Origin of the sequence: Engelhardtia mirabilis (assembly GCF_007748095.1) — a bacterium.
Classification (GTDB): domain Bacteria; phylum Planctomycetota; class UBA1135; order UBA1135.
On sequence record NZ_CP036287.1, the window covers coordinates 4929184 to 4950135 of the forward strand.

15 protein-coding genes are annotated in these 20952 nt (G+C 70.2%); 6 read left to right on the forward strand and 9 right to left on the reverse strand.

Annotation, left to right across the window (positions count from 1 at the left end):
• Positions 1–12: 12 nt before the first annotated feature.
• Complete coding sequence (locus tag Pla133_RS18205) at positions 13–2688, reverse strand: serine/threonine-protein kinase (protein ID WP_145067851.1); 2676 nt, start codon at positions 2686–2688, stop codon at positions 13–15.
• Here Pla133_RS18205 and Pla133_RS18210 point away from each other — a divergent pair.
• The gene (locus tag Pla133_RS18210; RefSeq protein WP_145067853.1) at positions 2649–3257 is read left to right on the forward strand and encodes an RNA polymerase sigma factor; all 609 of its coding nucleotides are present in this window, start codon (positions 2649–2651) and stop codon (positions 3255–3257) included. The two genes, Pla133_RS18205 and Pla133_RS18210, sit on opposite strands and share 40 nt — an antisense overlap.
• A 7-nt stretch (positions 3258–3264) precedes the next feature.
• Here Pla133_RS18210 and Pla133_RS18215 read toward each other — a convergent pair whose 3' ends face one another.
• The 7 genes from Pla133_RS18215 to hemB all read right to left on the reverse strand — a co-directional run bounded on the left by Pla133_RS18215 (position 3265) and on the right by hemB (position 14735).
• Positions 3265–4422 carry a hypothetical protein gene (locus Pla133_RS18215; RefSeq protein ID WP_145067855.1) on the reverse strand — a complete coding sequence of 386 codons (1158 nt, stop codon included), beginning with the start codon at positions 4420–4422 and terminating at the stop codon, positions 3265–3267.
• Positions 4423–4815: 393 nt separating this feature from the next.
• Entirely contained in the window at positions 4816–7626 is a 2811-nt protein-coding gene (locus tag Pla133_RS18220; RefSeq protein WP_145067857.1) for a CHAT domain-containing tetratricopeptide repeat protein, read from the reverse strand.
• Positions 7623–8279 (reverse strand): hypothetical protein, encoded by a 657-nt coding sequence (locus Pla133_RS18225; RefSeq protein WP_145067859.1) that lies wholly within the window; start codon positions 8277–8279, stop codon positions 7623–7625. The genes Pla133_RS18220 and Pla133_RS18225 overlap by 4 nt, the downstream gene beginning before the upstream one ends.
• A gap of 94 nt (positions 8280–8373) precedes the next feature.
• Positions 8374–8925 carry an RNA polymerase sigma factor gene (locus tag Pla133_RS18230; protein WP_419191699.1) on the reverse strand — a complete coding sequence of 184 codons (552 nt, stop codon included), beginning with the start codon at positions 8923–8925 and terminating at the stop codon, positions 8374–8376.
• Positions 8926–9051: 126 nt separating this feature from the next.
• The gene (locus tag Pla133_RS18235; RefSeq protein WP_145067863.1) at positions 9052–10470 is read right to left on the reverse strand and encodes a S8 family serine peptidase; all 1419 of its coding nucleotides are present in this window, start codon (positions 10468–10470) and stop codon (positions 9052–9054) included.
• Between the two features lie 411 nt (positions 10471–10881).
• Positions 10882–13566, reverse strand: coding sequence for a Kelch repeat-containing protein (locus tag Pla133_RS18240; protein WP_145067865.1), 2685 nt, complete (start codon positions 13564–13566; stop codon positions 10882–10884).
• 149 nt (positions 13567–13715) lie between these two features.
• Positions 13716–14735: a porphobilinogen synthase gene (gene hemB, locus Pla133_RS18245; protein ID WP_145067867.1), complete on the reverse strand. Its 1020-nt coding sequence runs from the start codon at positions 14733–14735 to the stop codon at positions 13716–13718.
• Between the two features lie 60 nt (positions 14736–14795).
• Between hemB and Pla133_RS18250 the strand changes: the two genes are divergently transcribed.
• The 3 genes from Pla133_RS18250 to rsfS all read left to right on the forward strand — a co-directional run bounded on the left by Pla133_RS18250 (position 14796) and on the right by rsfS (position 18787).
• Positions 14796–15599, forward strand: coding sequence for a DedA family protein (locus Pla133_RS18250; protein WP_145067869.1), 804 nt, complete (start codon positions 14796–14798; stop codon positions 15597–15599).
• 523 nt (positions 15600–16122) lie between these two features.
• Complete coding sequence (locus tag Pla133_RS18255) at positions 16123–18198, forward strand: sodium-translocating pyrophosphatase (protein WP_145067871.1); 2076 nt, start codon at positions 16123–16125, stop codon at positions 18196–18198.
• Between the two features lie 112 nt (positions 18199–18310).
• The gene (gene rsfS, locus Pla133_RS18260) at positions 18311–18787 is read left to right on the forward strand and encodes a ribosome silencing factor (RefSeq protein ID WP_419191700.1); all 477 of its coding nucleotides are present in this window, start codon (positions 18311–18313) and stop codon (positions 18785–18787) included.
• Positions 18788–19014: 227 nt separating this feature from the next.
• Here the strand turns inward: rsfS and Pla133_RS18265 are convergent, their stop codons facing one another.
• The gene (locus Pla133_RS18265) at positions 19015–19521 is read right to left on the reverse strand and encodes an FKBP-type peptidyl-prolyl cis-trans isomerase (RefSeq protein WP_145067875.1); all 507 of its coding nucleotides are present in this window, start codon (positions 19519–19521) and stop codon (positions 19015–19017) included.
• Positions 19522–19834: 313 nt separating this feature from the next.
• Here Pla133_RS18265 and rpsN point away from each other — a divergent pair, with 313 nt between their 5' ends.
• Positions 19835–20140: a 30S ribosomal protein S14 gene (gene rpsN / locus Pla133_RS18270; protein ID WP_145067877.1), complete on the forward strand. Its 306-nt coding sequence runs from the start codon at positions 19835–19837 to the stop codon at positions 20138–20140.
• Between the two features lie 267 nt (positions 20141–20407).
• On the forward strand, positions 20408–20659 hold the full coding sequence (locus tag Pla133_RS18275; RefSeq protein WP_145067879.1) for a type B 50S ribosomal protein L31: 252 nt from the start codon (positions 20408–20410) through the stop codon (positions 20657–20659).
• Positions 20660–20952 lie beyond the last annotated feature (293 nt).

Consider the following 20952-nt stretch of genomic DNA (forward strand, 5'->3'; position numbering starts at 1 on the left):
TGATCCAGGACACTAGCTCCCTTCGTCCAGCAGTGGAGCCAGGAAGAGCTCGTAGAGCGGAGTGGCCTTGGTTTGCGTCTCCGCGTCGAGCCGATCCCACAGGTCCCGGGCCAAGGTCGGCTCCCCGTGTCGCCCAGCGGACTGGAAGATCCTCACGCACGGCCCGTTCTCGGGCGGGAAGCCGTGGTCCGCCAACCAACGAAGACTGGCCGACGCCGCGGCCGCATCCATCGGATCTCCTCGCCCTTGGTCGAGGGCATCGAGTGCGAACTCGGCCCGCATCAGGTGCACGAGCCAGAGCTCGTCGGCATCCGGCCCAATCCACTCGAGTCCGCGGCCCAACAATCGGGCAGCGGCCTTCGGCCCGTCGAGCTGGAACACCGTCCAGGAGCGGTTGGTCCAGTACTCCGGCGCTTGCCCGCGGTAGGCCTCGAGTCCGGAAGCGAGTTCCTCGACCCGCAGGAGGAGGTGCTGCTTGCGGCCCAGTCCACAGCCGTAGCGCACGATGTCCGCGATCGGACTTCCGCTCGAACTCGGCCAGCGGGTCAAGCGGTTGGCACCTCCGAGATAGATATTGCCGAGGTTGATGCGCACCTCCGGTGCGTCACCGAGGGCGAGGCAGCGCTCATAGAGCCGAGCCGCTCGCCAGTGTGCTCCGGGCGTCGGGTCGTTCGAAGCGATGTCGGCCGCGTGGAAGAGCACCTCACGGTCCATGGGGAAGCGTTCGACGAGCGCATCGGCGGCGGCGAGCAGCCGATCGATCTCCGAGGCCACAGCGCCACCGCCCAGGGACCGGAGGTAGCGGAGTTCCGTGAACAGCACTATGGACCAAGAGCCGCCTCGCTCCGGGTCGAGCGCCCGCAGTGACGATGCGGCCGCGAGGCTGACGAGGTCCTCCGCTCCTTCGGCACCGAAGGCCGCCATCCGCGCCACGCGGACGTCATTGGGCGCGCGTTTGAACAGCTCGACGATGGCCGCACGCAGTTTGCGTGGATCCGCTCCGACGAAGCGCCAAGCAACGATCGCGCGCCGCGCGACGCCGACGGGGAGGTCCGAGTTCAGCTCCGGAAGCTCCACCCTGGGCAGAGGCACCCGTCCACTCGCGAGCAACGACTCGAGCCTGATCAGCGGCTCCCAGCACGGCTCGTGGCTCAACAACGCCTCCGCCTCCGCGAGGCTGAGCCGTAGCGCAGCCAGGCGCGCGGGTGACCTCGCCAGACGACCCGGATCGAAATTGCCCGGTCCGTCCAACGCGACGCGTACTCGCGCGAAGGCCACGTCGGGGTCCCGCGGCCGCAGACGCGCGAGCTCGTCCAGCGCCTGGGCTGCGGCGTCCCCGGTACCGATGGCCAACTCGGCGTCGACCAACTGACTCAGCGACTTGACGCGCTCGCCTTCGATCTGCTCGAGACGTCGCGACTCGGCGAGCACGGTCGAGCGACCGAGGACCGCGAGGATCGGCAGAGTCACGAGGAGAGCCGTTCGCGTCGGGTTTCGCCGCACCCAACGGGCGGCCCCACGGATAGGCCGCCGACGAGCCGCGCGTGGCCGGACTCCGTCGAGCCAGGACTCCAAGTCGTCGATGAATGCGGCACAACTCTGATAGCGATCTGCGGCCCGCGTTGCGGTCGCGCACGACACGACCGCCGCCAGATCCCGGTCCACCTCACGATTGAATGCCCGGACGTTGCGCGCGCCGTGCGATTGATACTCGCGGCGGATGGCATCGAGCGAGGGCGCGCCGATCGGAGTGGTGCCGGTCAGCAGGTGGAACAGCGTGGCTCCCAGACCGAAGATGTCCGCGCGGTGATCGCAGCCGGCACCGTCGATCTGCTCGGGCGCGGCATAGGCCGGCGTTCCCAGGATGTGCCCGGTGCGGGTGCGGTCCAGACCGACCGCCGCCGAATCGAGCGCCAGCCCGAAGTCGATCAGGATCGGATTGCCGTCGGGGTCGCGCAGAACATTGGACGGCTTCAGGTCGCGATGGACGATCCCCGCTCGATGCAGCACCTGCACCGCCCGAGCCAAGGTCGCCATGGTTCGAACCGCCGCTCGGATCGCCTCTCGATCGCCGGCGGGTCCGCGCTCGCGAACTTCGTGCGCGAGCGAGCGGCCGGGGACCAGAGCCATGACCAGGTACGGCCAGGAATCGGCCACGCCGTAGTCGAAGATCTCGACGACGTGGGGCGACCGGACCCGGGCCAGGATCGCGGCCTCACGCGCGAAGCGGGCCTGGGGGTTTCCGTCAATGGTCGGTCGTGGACTCAGGAACTTGATGGCGACTTCCCGACCGAGCGATTCCTGACGTCCGACGAAGACCGTACCGCCGCCACCCGCTCCCAAGTGAGCAACGACCTCGTAGCCCTCCACCGACGGTGGATTCCAGGTCTCGGCCTCCCCCTCGACCGCTGCCAGCAGACCGATCGACTCCAGTGCGGCTCGGCGGCTCGCGAAGCGCCGACGGAGAGCGTCAGACGCGGTCGACCACAGATCTGCGGCTACGGCCTCGTCCTCGAGGCGGAGCTCCAGGTACCGTTCAAACCACTGATCGTCGTGTTCGACTGCTGCCATTTCCTTTCGACCACGCAGGGGTCTACGCCGCGTCGACACTCTAGCTCTAGCCGAGGGCCCTCGGGGTCTACCCAAAAATGCCTGGCACTTCGGACGGACCGCATTCGGGCTCGCCATCGCTGATCGACCGCACTCGCGCGGGCGACTCTGCGGCGGCGCGACAACTCGTCGAGCGCCACCAGGGAATCCTGCGTGAGATGGCGCACCTGTGCCTGGGCGCCAGGAACCGACTACGCGACGACTGGGAGTCGGTCGACGTCGCGCAGGAGGCCGCCCTGCGAATCTGTCGCTCATCGACGGAGTTCCGCGGGATGACCGAGGCCCAATTCCTCGCCTGGGCGCGAACCGTGGTGCGCTCGGTGGTCACGGACGCCGGTCGCCGCCGAGCTGCGGCGAAGCGCGACGCCGAGCGCCTCGGCGCAAGTGAGGGGGAATGGGTCCTGGGCGACGCTCATGCGACAACCCCCACGCCGAGCCAGGTAGCCATGGGCGCCGAGGCGGCCGAGAAGTTCCTCTCGGCGCTAGCTCGACTGCCCGAGCACGAATCCGAGCTGATCGTCCTTCGCAAGCTCTGCGGTTGCACTTTCGAGGAGATCGCCGACGAGCTGGACACCGGCACAGCCGCGAGGGCCCGCGCCCGGTTGGCGCGGGCCCTCGGAAATCTCGCCAAGGAGCTAGATCTTTGAGCCTCGGTCAGGGAAGAACCGTGACGGAATCCTGATCGAAGTTGCCAGCGTCGCAGTTGTCGAAGCAGCCCGCTGAGTAGTTGACCTCGACCTTGAAGTACTGCGTCCCCGAGAAGGCGAACTGCGGTACGACGATCGAACAGTTGAAGGTCTTCTGTTGGCCGGGCGCGAGTTGGCCGCTCGAGTTGAAATGGATGGGCAAGATCGGGTTTCCGAACTGCCCCTTCCCGGGGTTGGGCACCATCGCCGACAGGAAGCAGACGTCGTCCGACACGGCGTTCCCGTTGTTCCTGACCCGAACCTGCCAACTCGCAGAGCTGCCCTTCCAAACGGTGCCAGGGGCATTGATCACGTCGAATTCCAGATCCCAGTAGGCCGCGTCGACGGTGATCGAGGCGCTCGCGCAGTCGTTGGAGGGCTTGCAATCGGGCAACAGCGAACAGGCCGTGGCGATCCGCGTCGACGCGCCGCCGCAGGAGACCGGCACGGGAGGGGTATTCACGAGTACGGTAGCGGTGGCCGTGCCCCCCGGAGGCGCACTGACAGTCGCGCTCCCACAAATCCCATCGATGCAGACCTGGAGGATCGGACTCGCGAACGCCGGTCCGTTGTTGCGGTAGGTCACGACGTAGGGATCAGGAATGTTGTCGCCTCCGATCGGCGAGCCGGTCACGGACAGGACTTCGATCTCGGCCTCGAAGAACCCGACCTTCAGCTCCAGGGCATTCGAGAAGCGCCACTCGAGACCATTCGTCGAGACGTACTGCGCGAAGGCCTCCGAACCCGCCGGGATGCCGAACGGGACGTTCAGGAGCCAATCGGCCTCGGTCTTGAACGAGCCGAACAGAAACAGCGACGAGTCGAGCAGCAGAGTGCCCTGCACCGGCAGCTCGAAGGGGATCACCGCCGGTCCAGCGGCCAGGTACAGCCCGTGGATCCAGCTCTGAGGTGCGTTCGGCCCGACGAGGTTCACGGCGTTCCCGAGCACCGGGTACTGGAAGGGGAACTCAGTCCCGAGCTCCAGCGGGTTCAGGGCCAGGGGCGGCGGCGGGTGCAGCGCGTCGACGTCCGCAAGGAAGCACTGGGCATGGCCCTGGGCGGCCAAGAGCGAGAGGGTGAGGGCGAGCGGGCCGAGGTGGCCCGTGGCAGCGGCGGTGGATCGCATGGATGTCTCCTTGTTCGATTCGGGGCGGCCTCCAGGGCCGATCACCCGCCTGGACGCCATCCAGGTCTGCGCGTACGCACGACCTCGAGAAAATCGGATCCACCGGCCCACCAACGGGGCGTCTGCGGGTCCGCGCGGGCTCGAATCCAATCGCCGCGTCCACGCGTGTCTTGCCTCCGCCCCTGAGCGGGACACGGTCCGGGACATGCCAAATTCCCGATTCCGCATCGCTCGGTCCGAGCGCAACAGTCGATGCCGGACCCCGCCCATGGGCGCGACCACGGAACGCCGACTCGCTAGCGGCTACTCGCGATCCTGCGAGCGGCCTCTGCCACGGCTGCAACGACGAGGAAGAAGCCGCTCGTCAGCTGAGGGACTGATCCCTGAGCCCGTTCAAGCAGGACAAACCCGCAGCCCGTCGCCGACCAGGGCGAAGGGGGCCCAGGCCAGGGGACTGGCGCCGCCGGCCAGGGTTTCACGTTGGGCGCCGGCGAGGGCGCGGCGGGCGGACTCGCCCTGGGCCAGGCGGCGGTAGAAGCGGCTCATCAGTTCGGCGGTGGGGTCGTCGAGGACGGGCCACAGGCTGCCGAGGACGGCGCCGACGCCGGCGTCGAAGAGGGCGCGTTGGAGGCCGAAGAGCTCTTCGCCGGCGAGGCGGACCTGGCGGCTGGTCTCGCAGCCGCTGAGCACGACCAGGTCCACGTCGATCTCCATCGCGCGCAGGTCGAAGGCGGTCAGGAAAGTTCCGCCGAGGTCGAGGCCGGAGAACAGGGGGTGGTCGGCACGGAAGCTGCCGTGGGCGCCGATGTGGAGCAGGGACGCGGAACACCCCTGGGCCAGGCGGCCGCGCAGGTCGGTGGGCTCGAGGGCCTCGACGCGGTTGCCATAGTGCTGGGCGGCGGCGTCCGCCTCGCGCGCGATGCGCGGGGCGCGGGCGTCCTCGGTTCCGACGATCAGCACGCCGCGCTGGGGCTCGCTCGCCGAGGCCCGCCGGCGTCGATCGGCGAGCAGGCCGAGGCTGGGCGAGTAGCTGACCTCGCAGCGCACCACGAGGGGCTCGCCGCCCACGTTCATGGCGTGGAAGGGCAGGCCGTGCAGACCGCCGTAGGGCACGATCACCAGCGGGCCGCCGTCGAGGTCGCCGACCAAGGGCGCGAGCAGCAGCTCGCCCAGGGCCGACAGGATCGAGTCGAAGGAGCGGCGCAGGCGACGCTCTTGCCGGGCGAGGTACTCGCTGCCCAGTTGGTACTTGTGGATCTGGACCCGCAGCCGGTCGCGCAGGGCGGCGATCTCGTCCAGGGTCGCGCTCAGGGGCACCTTGCGCAGTCCGCGGTCGTCAACCACCAGGGCCGCCGCGCCGCGCGCCGAGACCAGGTACACGAGCAGCGTCTCGCCCTCCTCGCGGCAGGCCAGGAGCCCGTCGAGGCGCTCCTCCTGCGCCGGCCTCGAGGGAGCCCGGCTGGCCGAGCGCTCCGCGCGCAACAGGGCCCGCTCGCAATTGGTCAGCTCGACATCCGTGGGCACGCCGCCCGCCGCCGGGCGCGCGAGCTCGGCGTCGAGGCGTCGGGAGAGCATCCAGTCCATGCGCTCGCGCAGCTCGCGCGCGTCGGCCGAGTCCTCGCGTCGGCGATCCTCCCGGCGGCTGCGACCCCGGCCGGCCTCCAGGACCCGCAGGGCCTCGCGCACCTCGAGCGCGGTCCCCGACTCGAGCAGGTTCCAGGCCAGGTTCTCGAACAGCGCGTGGCGACCGCGGAAGTAGGCGATGCGCGCGTCGGCGCCCAGGACCTCGGCGTAGCTCGACTCGACCACCGTGATCGCGTCCTGCAGGGCGCGGCGCTCCTCCGCGGCGCGGCCCAGGCGGCGGTGGATGCCCGCCTCGACCTGGTGGGCCTCGATCCGCACCAGGGCGTCCAGGGGCGAGTGTGCCTCGCGGGCGAGCAGGGCGTGGACCGCGGAGACCGCCTCGTCCGCGCGTCCGACGGCCGCCAGAGCGCGGATGCGAACCACGCCGGCCAGGTCCGCGAGCAGGTGATGGCGCTCGCGCTTCAGCTCGGCCAGGGCGTCCTCGACGATCGGCAGGGCCTGTTCGGCGGCGCCCGCGTCGAGCAGCAGCGCGGCCCGGTGCACGGTCAGCGCAGCCAACTGCACCTGATTGCCGAAGGCCGCGAAGAACTCCTCGGCCTGGTCCATGTCGCGCACCGCGCCGGCCACGTCGCCGACGCGCTCGCGCGCCAGTCCCGACAGGGACAGGGCCCGGCCCAGCTCCAGCTCGTAGCCGCTGGCGCGGAAGCCGATCGCGGCGCGCTCCGCGCACTCGAGGGCGTCGTACCAGGCGTCCAGGCGGAAGTGGATCTCCGCCAACTCGAGGTCGCACTCGGGCACGCCCGTGGGTCGCGAGGTCTCGAGGTACAGGCGCCGCGCTTGCTCGAGCTCGAGGATCGCCGCCGCGAAGCGTCCCTGGCGCGCGTCGAGCGCCGCCAGGCTGTGGTCGCAGTCGGCCACGTGGGCCTCGAGCCCGGCCGCCTGCCAGGCTTCGCGCGCACCGCGGTAGCGCAGCTCCGCCGACGACAGGCGACCGCCGTCCCGATCGAGGTTGGCCAGGCTGAAGGTCGCAAAGGCGCCGCCGACCTCGTCGCCGCAGGCTTCGAAACGCGAAAGGGCCGTGGCGTAGCAATCGGCAGCCAGCAGCAGCTCGCCGCAGCGCAGGCGCACGTTGCCGAGGTTGACCTCGAGCTGCGCCAACAGGCGCTGTTCGCCGCGACGGTCGAAGATCTCGCGCGCCTGCTCTCCCACCGCCAAGGCCCGCTCGACCTTCCCGGCGCGGTGCAACACGTCCACCATGCTGCGCAGCACCCGCGCGAGCTGCTCCTCGTCGCCGAGGTCCGTGTAGAGACCGGCCGCCTCTTCGTAGTCGCACAGGGCGGCCTCGCTCTGGCCGTTCATGTGGAAGGCCGCGGCCCGACCGCGCAGGCCCAGGGCGCGCCGCCCGGGCACGAGCTCCACCGCTCGCATCAGGGCCTGCGCCGCCTCGAGCGCCGTGGGCGGAGCCGAGCGCACCCGTTGGTCGACCTCGGCCTTCAGCCGCTCCACGACGATCTCGCGCTCGGGCAGGGGCAAACGGGCGAACTGGCCCCACTCGGGGGCTTCGCCTCTTCGCGCCAGCAGGGTCAGCGCGAAGTCATCGAGCGGAGCGGGAACGGTCAACGGGGCTGGAGGTCGACATCCTGAACGACGATCCGCGTCGCGTTGGCGGCGATCACCAGCGAGAACCGGTCGGGCGCCACCGATGCGAAGCGGAACTCCCCGGTGACCAACAGGTCCGTGGCCTGGGCGCAGTCGGGTCCGTAGAGGTAGACGTCCCCGTCCCCGAGCCCCGGGGCGTCCGGATCTTCCGGAAGCACCTGTCCGAGGAGTGCTCCCGATTCGAGCAGGGTCAGGTCGATCTCGTAACCCGCGGTTCGGTAGAGCTGGGGCGGATTCGAGGCGGCGGAGGACCGCACCGCAGGCACGGCCTCGCTGCGAGGCATCAGCACGGCGATGAGGTCTCGCCAACCGGACTTGATTGAGCCCTCGCCCGAAGTGGCGCCCTGTCCCAAGGGCACCGGCGCACCCAGGGCCCGCGCCGCCCCGACGGTGGCCGCCGAGGCCGGCTCGAGGGGCAGGGAGCGCAGGTCCCCCACCAGGGTCGACAGGAAAGCGAGCCGCTGGTCGCAGCGGGGACAACCGCCATCGACGTGTTGTCTGCGGGCGCTCGCAGCGGCCGCTGCGCCACTTGCGGAGCCTTCAACAGGATCGAGCCCGGCGCCTCCAGCGGGATCGAACAGGGCGACGAGGTCTTCGAGGCTGGGGCAGTTCATCGGTTCTCCGCCGACGAGAGGGTGCCACCCGGAGGCGAGATACCCGCAGTCCGCGATTCTGTGGACAGCGCGGACCGTTGCTCGGCTTCGGGATTCACAGGTCGGGATCCAGGACTCGCGCCAGCTTGGCGAGGCAACGCGCGCGGGTCGGGCCGATGCTGCCGACGGCCATCCCGAGCTGCTCCCCGACGCTGGCGTAGGACGCCTCCTCGCCGGATCCGAACAGGGCCAGCAGCAGTTCCCGGCAGGGTGAGCCCAGTCGGTCCAGACCCGCACGCACGCCGAGGACCCGCTCGGCCCGTATGGCGAGATCCTGGGGCTGCTCGGGTTCGATCTCGGAGCGGTCTTCGCTCGCCAGCTCTTCCACGTCGCGCCTGCTGCGGGCCCTGCGCCGCGCGCGGCGGCCTTCTCGAATGGCCGTGGTCGCGACCCAACCGACGATCGCACCGGGCGAGCGGACACCGTCCATGTGTCGGTGCAGGATCATCCACGCGGCCTGCTCGGCGTCGTCGGCCTCGTCGCCCGAGATGCCGGCCGAGAGCACGGCGAAGTGCACCCCATCGGCACAGCGATCGACCAAGGCCGACCAGGCGCGCCCGTCGCCCGAGCGCGCGCGCTCGAAGAGCTCCTCGACTGTCTGACTCACGATCGGCGCAGCCTAGCGCGGCGGGCCACACCAATCAGCGGGCCAAGCCGAGGGAAATCGGCCCGGGCGCCCACATCGAGGCCGGTCAAGCCCCGTGCGACCCGGTCCGACTCCTCGATCGACGCTTCAATCGTTGTTCTCGACCAACAGCAGGGCAGCGGCGATCGCGCTCAGACGTCCGGAGCCGAGCTGCCCCTCGAAGCCGGGGTTGAGGGCATCGATCGGGTGGGCCGAGAGCTTGATCAGCTCGAGGGCCGCTGCGCCGTCGATCGCACTGCCGACTCCACCGCCCGGGGCCAAGGCCTGAGCATCGTCGTCATCGTCGCCTCCGCCGTCATCATCATCATCGTCGTCGTCATCGTCGTCGTCATCGTCGTCGCCATGGTCATCGCCCGCGTCGGCGGCGATCGAGCGCGTCAATGACACGGCCCCGCTCGCCACAGCCGTCGCCATCGAGGTCCCGCTCCACCAGGCGTAGGCTCCGCCCGGCATCGAGCTGTAGAGGTCGACCCCCGGCGCCGAGATGGAGATCCCCGGACCGTAGGCCGAGAAGGAAGCCAGGACGTCGAGGGAGTCGACCGCAGCGACCGCGCTCGCCTGCGGGTAGGCAGCCGGGTAGAGCAGGGGCCCCTCGGTGTTGCCGGCGGAGGCAATCACGGCGATTCCGGCCTGGGACGCGATCTCGATCGCCTGCTGCACCGGAATCGACGGTCCGGTCATGCCCAGGCTCAAGTTGATCACGTCGACGCCGGCGTCCACTGCCGCCAGGATCGCCACGGCCACATCGAACGCCGAACCGTCACCATCGGAGTCGAGCACGCGGTAGGGCTGGATCAGCGCGCCCGGGTGAATCAGAACGATCAATCCGGCGGCGTGGGTCCCGTGGCCGAAGGCCTCGTCGATCAAGCCGTCCTTGTCGTCGTCCAAACCGTTGCCGACGTCGATCGCCGGTCCCGGCCCGTCGACCAAGTCCGCGCCAGGCGAAAACATGCTGGCCGCGAGCAGGGGATGGGTCGGGTCGACGCCTGTGTCGATCACGGCGACGACGGTCTGGGTCTCGCCCAGGAACTGTGCGGCCAGGTCCGCGCCGATCTGCACCGCCGCCGGCTGACCGTAGTATTTGCCCGTCGACGGGTTGCCGTCGAAGAAGGCCACCGTGCAGTCCTGCGCCCCGGGAAAGATGGGCGCGACCGAGCAGCCGCCCAACTCCGGCGGCGAGACGTCGCGGTCCGCCTCGGCGAACAGCGTCTCCGGCTTGGCGGCGATGAACTCGACGATCTGTTCGTACTCGATCGGCGGCGTGCCCTTGGGAACCTTGGCCAGGAAGACGCCGAGCGCGGGTATCGCGTCGACGACGTTCGCGCCCGTTCCAGAGAGGGCTTGATCGATCGTTGCGCCGGGAACCAAGCCGATGGCGATGCCGGGCTGCTCAGCGAGCTTGCGCAGGGTCGCGGGCGGTCGCACCACTGGCGTCACGGGGAACTGGGCCGGTGCCGAGGGCAGTGCCGAGAGCAGCAGGGGCGCGACGATCGAAGTAGTCAGCATGGCGAGGCGGCGGAATTCAGTCCGAGGGGCCGACGGAGGCGCTCGCGGCGAACGTGCGAAGTGCGCGACGGCTAGGGCGCAGCGGCCCGGGGAAGCAGTCTATACGACCACCCCACACCGGCCGGCCCGGCCGAGGGGCGGCACCCGAGCACCGTGGTCCGTGGGTTGGACGGGGAGTCGGCCGGGCCCCCGATGCGGACATCCGGGCGGCCGATACCGACCTCAACTTTCGCAGTCGTTACAGGAGCAGCGCGCAGCTCGTTCCCCGCGCCGGTCGCGCCCTGGCCGCTGGCGGGACACCCGAGATTCGAGCGGCGGCCCCGAACGGCGGACGGGCGGGCCATTGACGTCCCCGCCCGTCCGCCCTCGCTCCTCAGTTCGGCAGGGCATCGACTGCCCGAGCGCCGGGTGTCACGGTCCGAGGACCAGGGGCTCGGCTTCGCTGACCTGGTCGATCGCGCCGCCCGCGCCGAAGAAGATCGCGGCGTGGTGTAAGGAAGTCCCCGCCAGGGTCGGCGGCAGTCCGCCGGGCAGCACGATCGCTCCGTGGGCGCCGCCAAAGGAGCTGAGTGTTCCGAGGGTGTCGTCGAACACCGCTCCGTTGGCCTGACCCAGGGTCCAGGTGGTGTAGCCGTCGGGCACCAGGGGCAACACCACGCCCGCAGCCAGGGGCAGGCCCGGAGAGGTCCCGCTCGAAGAGCCCAGCACCAGATAGGGGCTGCCGGCGTATTCGCTCCCGAGGGCGAGCCACAGGTCCTGGGTCCCACCCGTCGCGACCGAAAGTTCCGTCGGCTCCGCGACCATCGAGCGTGGTTGGAAGCGCCATTGCAGCGGGGTGTACGTGCCCGAGTCCGAGTCGTAGCCCGAACCGGTCACCGCCACCAGGCCGCAGTCTGCGACCTCGACGTCGTTCGCCTGAGCCGACTCCCAGGGGCCGCTGGTAAGCAGGTCGTAGAGATCCACGCGATCCTCAGCCGTGCCGCGCCAGAGCACGGGCCGCGACCCCACGCCGGTGGTCACGACCACGCCGAGCTGGATCCCGCCATCACAGTCGCTGGCGGAACTCGACGTCGCGCTCGCGGGGTGCAGGTCCACCCGATCGTCGGCGTCGACGCCCCACAGTTGCGCGTGGTCCACACCGGAGAATCGGGCCTGGCCGACCGCCTGGCCGTCCCGGGCGCCGTTGATCGCACTGTAGCCGGCGCCCTCGGGACCGAAGTCCTCGTAGCTCGCCGCCGAGCCCGACCAACGCATCGCATGGACGACGCCGAAGCCCAGGTGAGCCGAACCGTACTGGTGGCCGCCGTCGATGGCACTCGCGCCGCTGCCCCAGAACTCCGGCGGGGTCAGCTTGACGAAGGAGGTCGAGCCCCCGGGCCAGTACGCCCCATCGCCGTTGGTGCTGGACTCGTCGAAACGCAGGGTGCCCACGTAGCCGGTCCCGTCGGTGTCGCTGATCGACCCGATCTCCCAACCGCTGGGCTGCATCTCGTGGTGTTGGAGCGTGTCGGCGTCCCACCGGGCGGCGTGCTGGTAGTAGCCGGTGCCTTGGGTCGTGGTGTAGGGCCACCACCACCAACCGACGATCGAGCCCTGCTCCACGTCGGCGACGCCGGAGCCGACGGAATTCGAGGGCGTCAGGTTCGCGACCAGCTGACCCTCGGCGTTCCACACCAACGCTTGTGGCTGGTCCGGATTCGGGGGCGCCGGCGCACTCCCCTGTCCTACGACCAGCGGCCCATCGGAAGCCACACCGGTCGAGCCAGCGCTCGACAGGACCCCGAAGGACTGAATGGTGGCGTAGGGACCCAGTGCCGGAGACTCGTGGGGCGCGAGGACGACAGGATCGCCGCTGTCGGTCCCGCAGCCGTTGGTCGCCACCAACCGGTAGCTCCCGGCATCGGCGAGGCCCACACCATCGATCCGCAGGTTCGACGTGTCGGCGCCGACGTACGAGCCGCCTCCCGCCGCCGGTCCGTCGAACAGCGGCTGGCCGTCCTTCTCCCAGCGCAGGTCGAAAGGCGGCCCGCCGGCCACGAAGGCCTCGAGCAAGCCGTCCATACCGACCCAAGGGGTGGCCACTCCGCCGGAGACCACCGACGGGCAAGTCGGCGTGTAGAGGGTCTCTACCGTGTGGGTCCCGCCGTTGCCGTCGGATCCACCGAGGGCGTAGAGGCGCTGATCGGGCCCGAGGGTCAGGCCGAAGCGGTAGCGCCCGATCTGCAGGTCCGGGCCCGCCACCCAAGCGTTGGCTGCCGGATCGAGGACCCAGGTGCGCGCCTCGATCAGGAAGCCTGCGGAGCGCCCGCCGACCACGTAGATGCGGCCGTCGGCTCCGAGGGCTGCGCGGGCTCCGCTGAGGCCCACGGGCAGGTCGGTGAAGTCGCCGCTGGTCCACAGGTCGGTGGCCGGGTCGAGGACCAGGATGGAGGCGAGCGGCTGACCGCCTGAGGGCCCGAAGCCACCGATGACCAGGATGCGCCCGTCCCCGGCGACCACGGCCGCGGCACCCGATCGAGCCGAGGGCAGGGGCGGCACCACCTGCCAGGTGTTCGTGGGGGCGTCGTAGCGCTCGACGCGAGTGCTGTTGCCGCCCTGCGACCCGGGCCCCCCGCCGATGGAGTAGATGCGGCCCTGATGGTCCGTGCACCAGGCGAAGCCGGTGGCGGGGGCCAGGGAGCTGCGGTCGGGCACGTTGCCCTGCTTGCCCTGGTCGAGGTCGTAGACGTAGGCGCCACCTTCGTCGCCCTCCGGATCGATGCCGTCCTTGCCGCCGAAGACGATGATCCGTCCCAGGGCATCGATGCCGCCGCCCTGGTCGATGATCGGTCCCTCGAGCCAGGCGTGCTCGACCCATGCGCCCCCGGGGATCAGTCCGTGGGAAGAGCAGTCGGAGTCGCCGCCGTTGAGGTAGGGCGAGCCGCCGACCGCCAGGACTTCGCCGCCGAGGGTCAGTCCGATCGGCGCCAGGCGCGGTTGGGTCGCGTCCGGAAAGGCGAGGCCCGAGTCCCAGGTCTGCGCGTTGGCGGCCACGAGCGGACCGGCGAGGAGGACCGCCAGGGCGGTCGCGAGGGGGGGACGTTGGCGCGCGCCCATACTCAGGCTCCCGGGTCGGGGTTGGAGGTGGTGGCGCCGCGCTACACGTAGGGAGCGCCCGCTGCTGGAGCGGGCGGACGTGCGACGCTGGCGCCGCACCGATCCTGACGGAGAGCCCCACCCCCGTGGATGACAAGCCTGTTAGTCGTCTACTGGGCCAACCAGCGCGCTGCCTGGCGGGCGAAGTAGGTCAGGATCACGTCGGCTCCCGCGCGCCGGATCGAGAGCAGACTCTCGAGCGCGGTGGAGCGCAGATCGAGCCAGCCGCGCTCCGCGGCTGCGTGCAGCATCGCGTACTCGCCGCTGACCTGGTACGCCGCCACCGGCAGGTCGGTGCGCTCGCGCAAGAGCCGGATCACGTCCAGGTAGGGCCCCGCCGGCTTGACCATCACCATGTCGGCGCCCTCGGCCACGTCCAGGGCGAGCTCGCGCTCGGCCTCGCGCGCGTTGGCCGGGTCCATCTGGTAGGTCTGCTTGCCACCGCCCTTGGGTGCCGAATCCAGCGCCTCGCGGAAGGGGCCGTAGAAGGCCGAGGCGTACTTGGCCGTGTAGCTGAGGATCGAGACCTCGGTGTGCCCCTCGGCGTCGAGGGCGTCGCGGATCGCGCCCACCCGTCCGTCCATCATGTCGCTAGGCGCCACCACGTCCGCGCCGGCGCGGGCCTGGGCCAGGGCCTGGCGGCAGAGCACCTCGACGGTCTCGTCGTTCAGGATCCGGCCGTCGGGGGCCACCAGGCCGTCGTGCCCGTCGCTCGAATAGGGATCGAGGGCCACGTCGGTGATCACCACCAGCTCGCCGAAACGCGCTTTCAGGGCGCGAATCGAGCGCGGCACCAGGCCCTCGTCGTTGGTGGCCTCGGCGCCATCGAGAGTCTTGAGCCCATCTTCCACGGCCGGGAAGAGCACCACGGAGCCGATCCCCTCGCCCAGGGCGCCCTCGACCTCACGCAGCAGCCCCTCGGGAGACAGACGCGCGCAACCAGGCATCGAGGCGATCGGCACGTCGTCGCCGCGCTCGTGGATGAACAACGGCAGGACGAGCCTGGAGGGGCTCAACTCGGCCTCGCGCGCGAAGGCGCGCAGAGCCGGGAGGCGACGGTTGCGGCGCGGTCGATTCCTCAAGGCTGGTGTGGCTCCGGTCGGGGGATGGGAGTCGGGCGCGGCGAGCATAGCCATCCTCGACCGGGAGGCGCCGACATCGGACCGCTATGATCCCGATTCGCCCCCGCGATGCTGCTGCTCGACCTCTCGACCTTCGCCCAGGACTGGATCGCCCAATACGGGTACCTGGGTCCCTTCGTCGTCCTGGTCCTGTGCGGCTTCGGCCTGCCCCTGCCGGAGGAACTCTCGCTGATCGGAGCCGGTCTCCTGATCCACGAGGGACACGACTACTGGACCATGCTGGTCGTCTGCCTGGCCGGGGTGCTCCTGGGCGACGCGGTGCCCTACACCGTCGGCCGGGTCTGGGGGCCCGAAGCCCTGCGCCTGCGTTTCGTGCGCCGTCTGATCCATCCGCGGCGCTTCCGGCGGCTGGAGCGGCGCTTCCAGGCGCACCGGAACTGGGCGATCTTCTCCTGTCGGTTCTTCCCCGGGCTGCGCTGGCCGAGCTACTTCCTGGCCGGCTCGATGCGGATGAAGGTCGGCCATTGGCTGACCCTCGACGCGGCTGGGGCGCTGATCCAAGTGCCCGTGGCCCTCTACCTGGGCCTGCTGTTCGGGCAGAACGTCGAGCGCCTGCGGTCGGAGCTGGAGACCTTCCAGATCGTGGCCGCCGCGGTGGTCTTCGTGGTGGTGATCGCCTACTTGATCCGCCGCCGCCACCGGCGCGGGAGGGCCAAGCGGCGGGCCAAGAACGGGCGCGAGCGGTCCCTGCGGGCCGTGGGTGCCGAGGGCGCCGAGGGTGCGCAGGAGTCGACAATCGCCCCCCCGCGAAGCCCGCAGGCGGCCTCCGACCCGGCGCAGGGGCAGCCGAGGATCGCCGCCGGAGGCCAGAGCCCACCCGTGGGGCCCTCGGATTCCGACCCGTCCGCCTGAGCTCGGCAGTCCCCCTGCCGCTCGGCCCGTGGCCCCTGGGTGGGCGCTTCGAAGCCCGCCGATCTGGCCCCGGAAGGCGCGGCTCGAACTCCCCCGCCGTGGACCCCGCGCGAGCCCGCGCGTATCCTGTCCGCCCCGAAATCGGTCGGGCCCCCGACAGGGCCGGCCCGGGGAGGTTCCCGCGCGGAGCGTCCCTCGCCTCGGAAGCGTCTTCCCGTCCCCTACGGCCCCGTCGCGATACCTCCCACCCGGGGGAGTCGGAGCGGGGCGCGTCTATCGTCCTCGCCGGCCGCGCGTCCCAACGATCGTCCTCGCTCGAGTCCGCTCGCTGCTGCTGCGCCGCCGCCGATCACCCCCCCACGACCTCAACTCACCCGCGGACCTGCCTTCGATCCACTGGCGATCGACCAGGTCCCGCTCCCCGAGACTCTGCCGCGCGACCAACCGGACCCTGCACTCGAGCAGTCCGCCAGCGGCAGCCAGGTCAAAACGTCTCCAGGCCAAGCGCCTTCAAGGACCGTCAATGCTCTACGTCGCCATCGCCCTCGCCGCGCTCGCGCTGGTGTTCGCGTTCGTCAAGTTCAAGTGGATCATGGGCCAGGACACCGGCACCGAGGCGATGCAAATCATCTCGAGGCGGGTCCAGGAGGGCGCCGCAGCGTTCCTGCGTGCCGAGTACCGCTGGCTGACGGTGTTCGTGATCATCGTCGCGATCGTGATCGCCACCACCCTGGCCCCGAAGACGGCGATCGCCTTCGTGTTCGGTGCCGTCGCCTCCGGTATCGCCGGTTACGTGGGCATGCATACGGCGACCCGCGCCGCCCTGCGCACCACCCAAGCCGCGACCAAGAGCCTGCAGGAAGCCCTGGGCGTCTCCTTCAGCTCGGGCATCGTGATGGGCATGAGCGTGGTTGGCCTGGCGCTGATGGGCGTCGCGATCTTCACCTGGCTCTACACCCGTGATGGTGGCTACACCACCGAGGCCCTGAACGAGGTGCTCGGCTTCTCCTTCGGCGCCTCCTCGATCGCCCTCTTCGCGCGCGTCGGCGGCGGTATCTTCACCAAGGCCGCCGACGTCGGCGCCGACCTGGTGGGCAAGGTTGAAGCGGGCATCCCCGAGGACGACCCCCGCAATCCGGGCACCATCGCGGACAACGTCGGCGACAACGTCGGTGACGTGGCGGGCATGGGCGCCGACCTGTTCGAGTCCTACGCCGGCTCGATCATCGCGACGATGATCCTCGGTGTGGCCACGTTCATCGGTGCGGCCGACGCTTCGGAGGCAGGCGCCAACATGGTGATCCTGCCCCTGATCGTCGCGGCGATCGGCGTGATCGGCTCCATCATCGGCACCTTCTTCGTGAAGGCCACCGACGAGCACGGCCTGCATTCGGCCCTGTTCCGCGGCCTGATCGTCGCTTCGGTCGTGGTCGTGGCGGGCATGGCCGCCGTGTGCTTCGGCGAGCTGATCGCCTTCCCGGAGACGCTCGCCGACGGCAGCGCGGCCCCGGCACCGGCCAACTACTTCTACGCCATCGTCGCGGGTCTGATCGTCGGCGTGGTCGTCGGCAAGATCACCGAGTACTACACCGGCTCGGGCACCAAGCCCGTAACCAACATCGCCAAGCAGTCGGAGACCGGCGCGGCGACGAACATCATCCACGGCCTGGCGACGGGCATGGAGTCGGTGGCCCTGCCCCTGGTCGTGATCTGCGTCGGCATCGCCCTGGCCTACGGCTGGGCCGGCACCTACGGCGTCGCCATCGCCGCCGTCGGCATGCTCTCGACCCTGGGTATCTCTCTCGGCGTCGACGCCTACGGCCCGGTGGCCGACAACGCCGGCGGCCTGGCCGAAATGGCCGAGCTGCCCAAGGAAGTGCGTGAGCGCACGGACGCCCTGGACGCCTGTGGCAACACGACGGCAGCCATCGGCAAGGGCTTCGCGATCGGTTCGGCGGCGCTCACCGCGCTGGCACTGTTCGCTGCCTTCAACGAGACGCTGCTCGCCAGCCCGCGAGTCCAGGCCGACCCCGGCGCCTACAGCCTGGCGATCACCGAGGTCAACGTGCTGATCGGCCTCCTGATGGGCGGCATGCTGCCCTTCGTGTTCAGCGCCATGACCATGCGCGCGGTCGGCAACGCCGCGAACAAGATGGTCGACGAGATCCGTCGCCAGTTCCGCGAGATCCCCGGCCTGCTCGAGGGCAAGGCCGAGCCGGACTCCGCGCGCTGCGTCGAGATCTCGACCGCCGGTTCCCTGCGTCAGATGATCGTCCCCGGCATGCTGGCCGTGGCCGCGCCGATCCTGATGGGTCTGTGGAGCGTCCAAGCCCTCGGCGGCATGCTCGCCGGCGCCCTCGTCTCGGGCGTCTCGATGGCGATCTTCATGTCCAACGCCGGCGGCGCCTGGGACAACGCGAAGAAGTTCATCGAGACCACCGGCGCCCACGGCGGCAAGGGCTCTGACGCCCACCACGCCGCCGTCGTCGGCGACACGGTCGGTGATCCCTTCAAGGACACCTCCGGCCCCTCCCTCAACATCCTGGTCAAGCTGATGACGGTGGTGGGACTCGTGTTCCTGCCCCTGTTCCTCCGCTAGTCAACTCAGACCCTTCGGCGCGTGATCTAAGGGCCGAATCGGCAGTGCTTTGGGCGGGGTGGGCCAATCGGGCCCGCCCCGCCTGATGCTTCCTGGGGCGAGCAGGCTAGCCTTGAGCGGGGCAATCCCGCGCTTGGCGGCCCCCCGCTCCCCGATCGACCCCGTCCACGCACCGAACCTTCCGGAGACCCCCATCATCGACGCCAAACAGCTCGCCGTCGTCGCGGCCCGAATCGCGGACGAGAAAAAGGGCGAGGAGATCCAGGTGATCGAAGTCGGCGACCAGCTCAAGGTGGCCGACTACTTCGTGATCGTCAGCGGCACCAGCCGCGCGCACGTGAGGGCGCTCTACAACGACCTCCACGTGCGACTGAAGGCTGCCGGGCACCAACACCCCCGGCCCGAAGGCGTGGAGCTGGGATGGTGGGTCGTGCTCGACTACGGCGACGTCGTGGTCCACATCCTCCAGCCGGAGGCGCGCGAGTACTACGACATCGAGCGCCTGTATTCGGACTGCCCGCGGGTGGAGCTGGCCGACGAGCCGGCGATCGAGCTGCCCGAGGCGCCTGCGGTACACCGCGGGGGCTGACTGCGGGGGCTGACGGCGGGGGCTGACTGCGGCGTCGCCGGGTAGGCGTTCGTACGGTGCCACGTTCGTCCGGTGCCAGGCACAGAACCGCCGCCTACTTGGAGCCCCCCAGCCGCCGAAGGCGACTGGGGGGCTCCAAGTAGGCGGCGGTTCTGTGCCTGGCACCGGACGAACGCCTACCCGGCAGCATCGGGCTCACGATCGTCCCGGCTGAGTGTCGTACCGGCTCAGTGGTGATGTCCGCCGGCGCCGTGGGCGTGGCCGTGCTGCTTCTCTTCGTCGGTCGCCGGCCGAATCTTGTCGATCGTGACGTCGAAGTGGAGCGTCTCGCCCGCCAGGGGGTGGTTGTGGTCGACCGTGACCTGGTCCCCCTCCACGGCGTGGATGCGGATCTGCATGGTGCGTCCGTCGGGCTGCTTGCCGTGGAAGACGCGGCCCGGCTCCACCGGCGCTTCGGGCGGGAAGGCGCTGCGCGGGACCTGCTCGAGCAGCTCGTCCCGGCGGACCCCGTAGCCCTCTTCGGGGCTGACGGCGACCTTCACGGTCTGGCCCCTGCTAGCCCCCACGAGGGCCTTCTCGAGGCCAGGGACGATGTTTCCGACGCCGTGAAGGTAGCTCAGCGCATGGCCCCCCTTGCGATTGGTGTCGAGCACCTCGCCGGCGTCGTTGGTCAAGGTGTAGTAGATAGCGACGACCGCCCCGTCCTGGACGTCGTCGAGCTTCTTGGAACTCATGGGCGGAATGCTAGCGGCTGCGGCGGGCCCGGACGCCGCCCTGGAGCCAGATACTCGGTCCGATTTCCGGTCCGCAACCACCTGCGGCCGGGGAGCGCTCCGCCCCGGGCGCGGATCCTGGTGGCCGCTGTGGGCTAGCGCCTCCCCGGCCCGATTGGCATACTTCTCGGCCCGATTCGGCGCCTCGGACCCAGAATCCGGCCCCGCACCGTTGGGGTCGCTTCGCGGCCCCGAACCCAGTCCTTTGCACTGCGACCCGACCGCAGTCTCCGCCCCTCCGGGGCACATCCGCCCCACCACCGAGCGAACACCCGTGGCCAAGACGAGCCTCATCGTTAAGAACCAGCGCCGCCGCGAGACCGTGCTGCAGTACGCCGAGCGTCGCGCCGAGCTCCTCGCGCTGATCAAGCACCCCGACGCGACCGAGGAAGATCGCGAGCGCGCCTACCTCAAGCTGCGCAAGATGCCCCGCGACGCCAGCGCCGTCCGCGTGCGCCGTCGTTGCCACCTGACCGGGCGTTCCCGCGGCAACTACCGCAAGTTCGGCATGTGCCGGAACATGTTCCGCGACCTCTCGCTGCTGGGCGAGATCCCCGGCGTTCGCAAGGCGAGCTGGTAGAGCGACCGGAGCCGGGCTCCTGACGGAGTCAGGCTCCGCTGGAACTCGTCTCGGGCCCGCCCGCGCGCCGAGCTGGTCTCCACCTGCTCGTCTCCACCTACTCGTCTCCACCTACTCGTCTCCACCTACTCACGGTGGAGTGAGCACCGATCGCGCGCCCTCTGCCTGACGCCCCCCTCCCCTGCAGCCACCCGAAACACGGCGAGGTCCAATCGGACTCGCCCCCGCCCGCGGACCACGACCCGCGGGGCAGAAAGCGAACCTGCCATGAAGTCCGACATCCATCCCGACTACCGGCCCGTGATCTTCAAGGACGTGTCCTCCGGAACGTCCTACCTGACCCGCTCGACGATTCGCACGGGCGAGACGATCACCCACGAAGACGGCAACGAGTACCCCCTCGTGAAGATCAACGTCTCGGCCTCGTCGCACCCCTTCTACACCGGCCAAGCGCAGATGCTCGACACTGCCGGCCGCGTCGAGAAGTTCCGTCGTCGCTACCAGAACAAGGGCAAGTGACACCGCGGCCGACGGCCGCCGGCGATCGGCCCCACGGAAGGCCGGCCAGCCGAGCCCTGCGGTGAGAACCAGCGCCCCGGATCGACCCTCGGTCGATCCGGGGCGCGGTGCTTTCGGACCAGGTGCTTTCGGACCAGGTGCTTTCGGACCAGGTGCTTTCGGACCAGGTGCTTTCGGACCAGGTGCGGCCGGGCCCGAGCCGCCACTGTCCAGCTCTCGGAGGCAGGGCCCGGACGAGAGAATACGAGCCGGGCGCGCCCTTGTCCGTTCACCGGCGCCGCCATCTCCGTTCG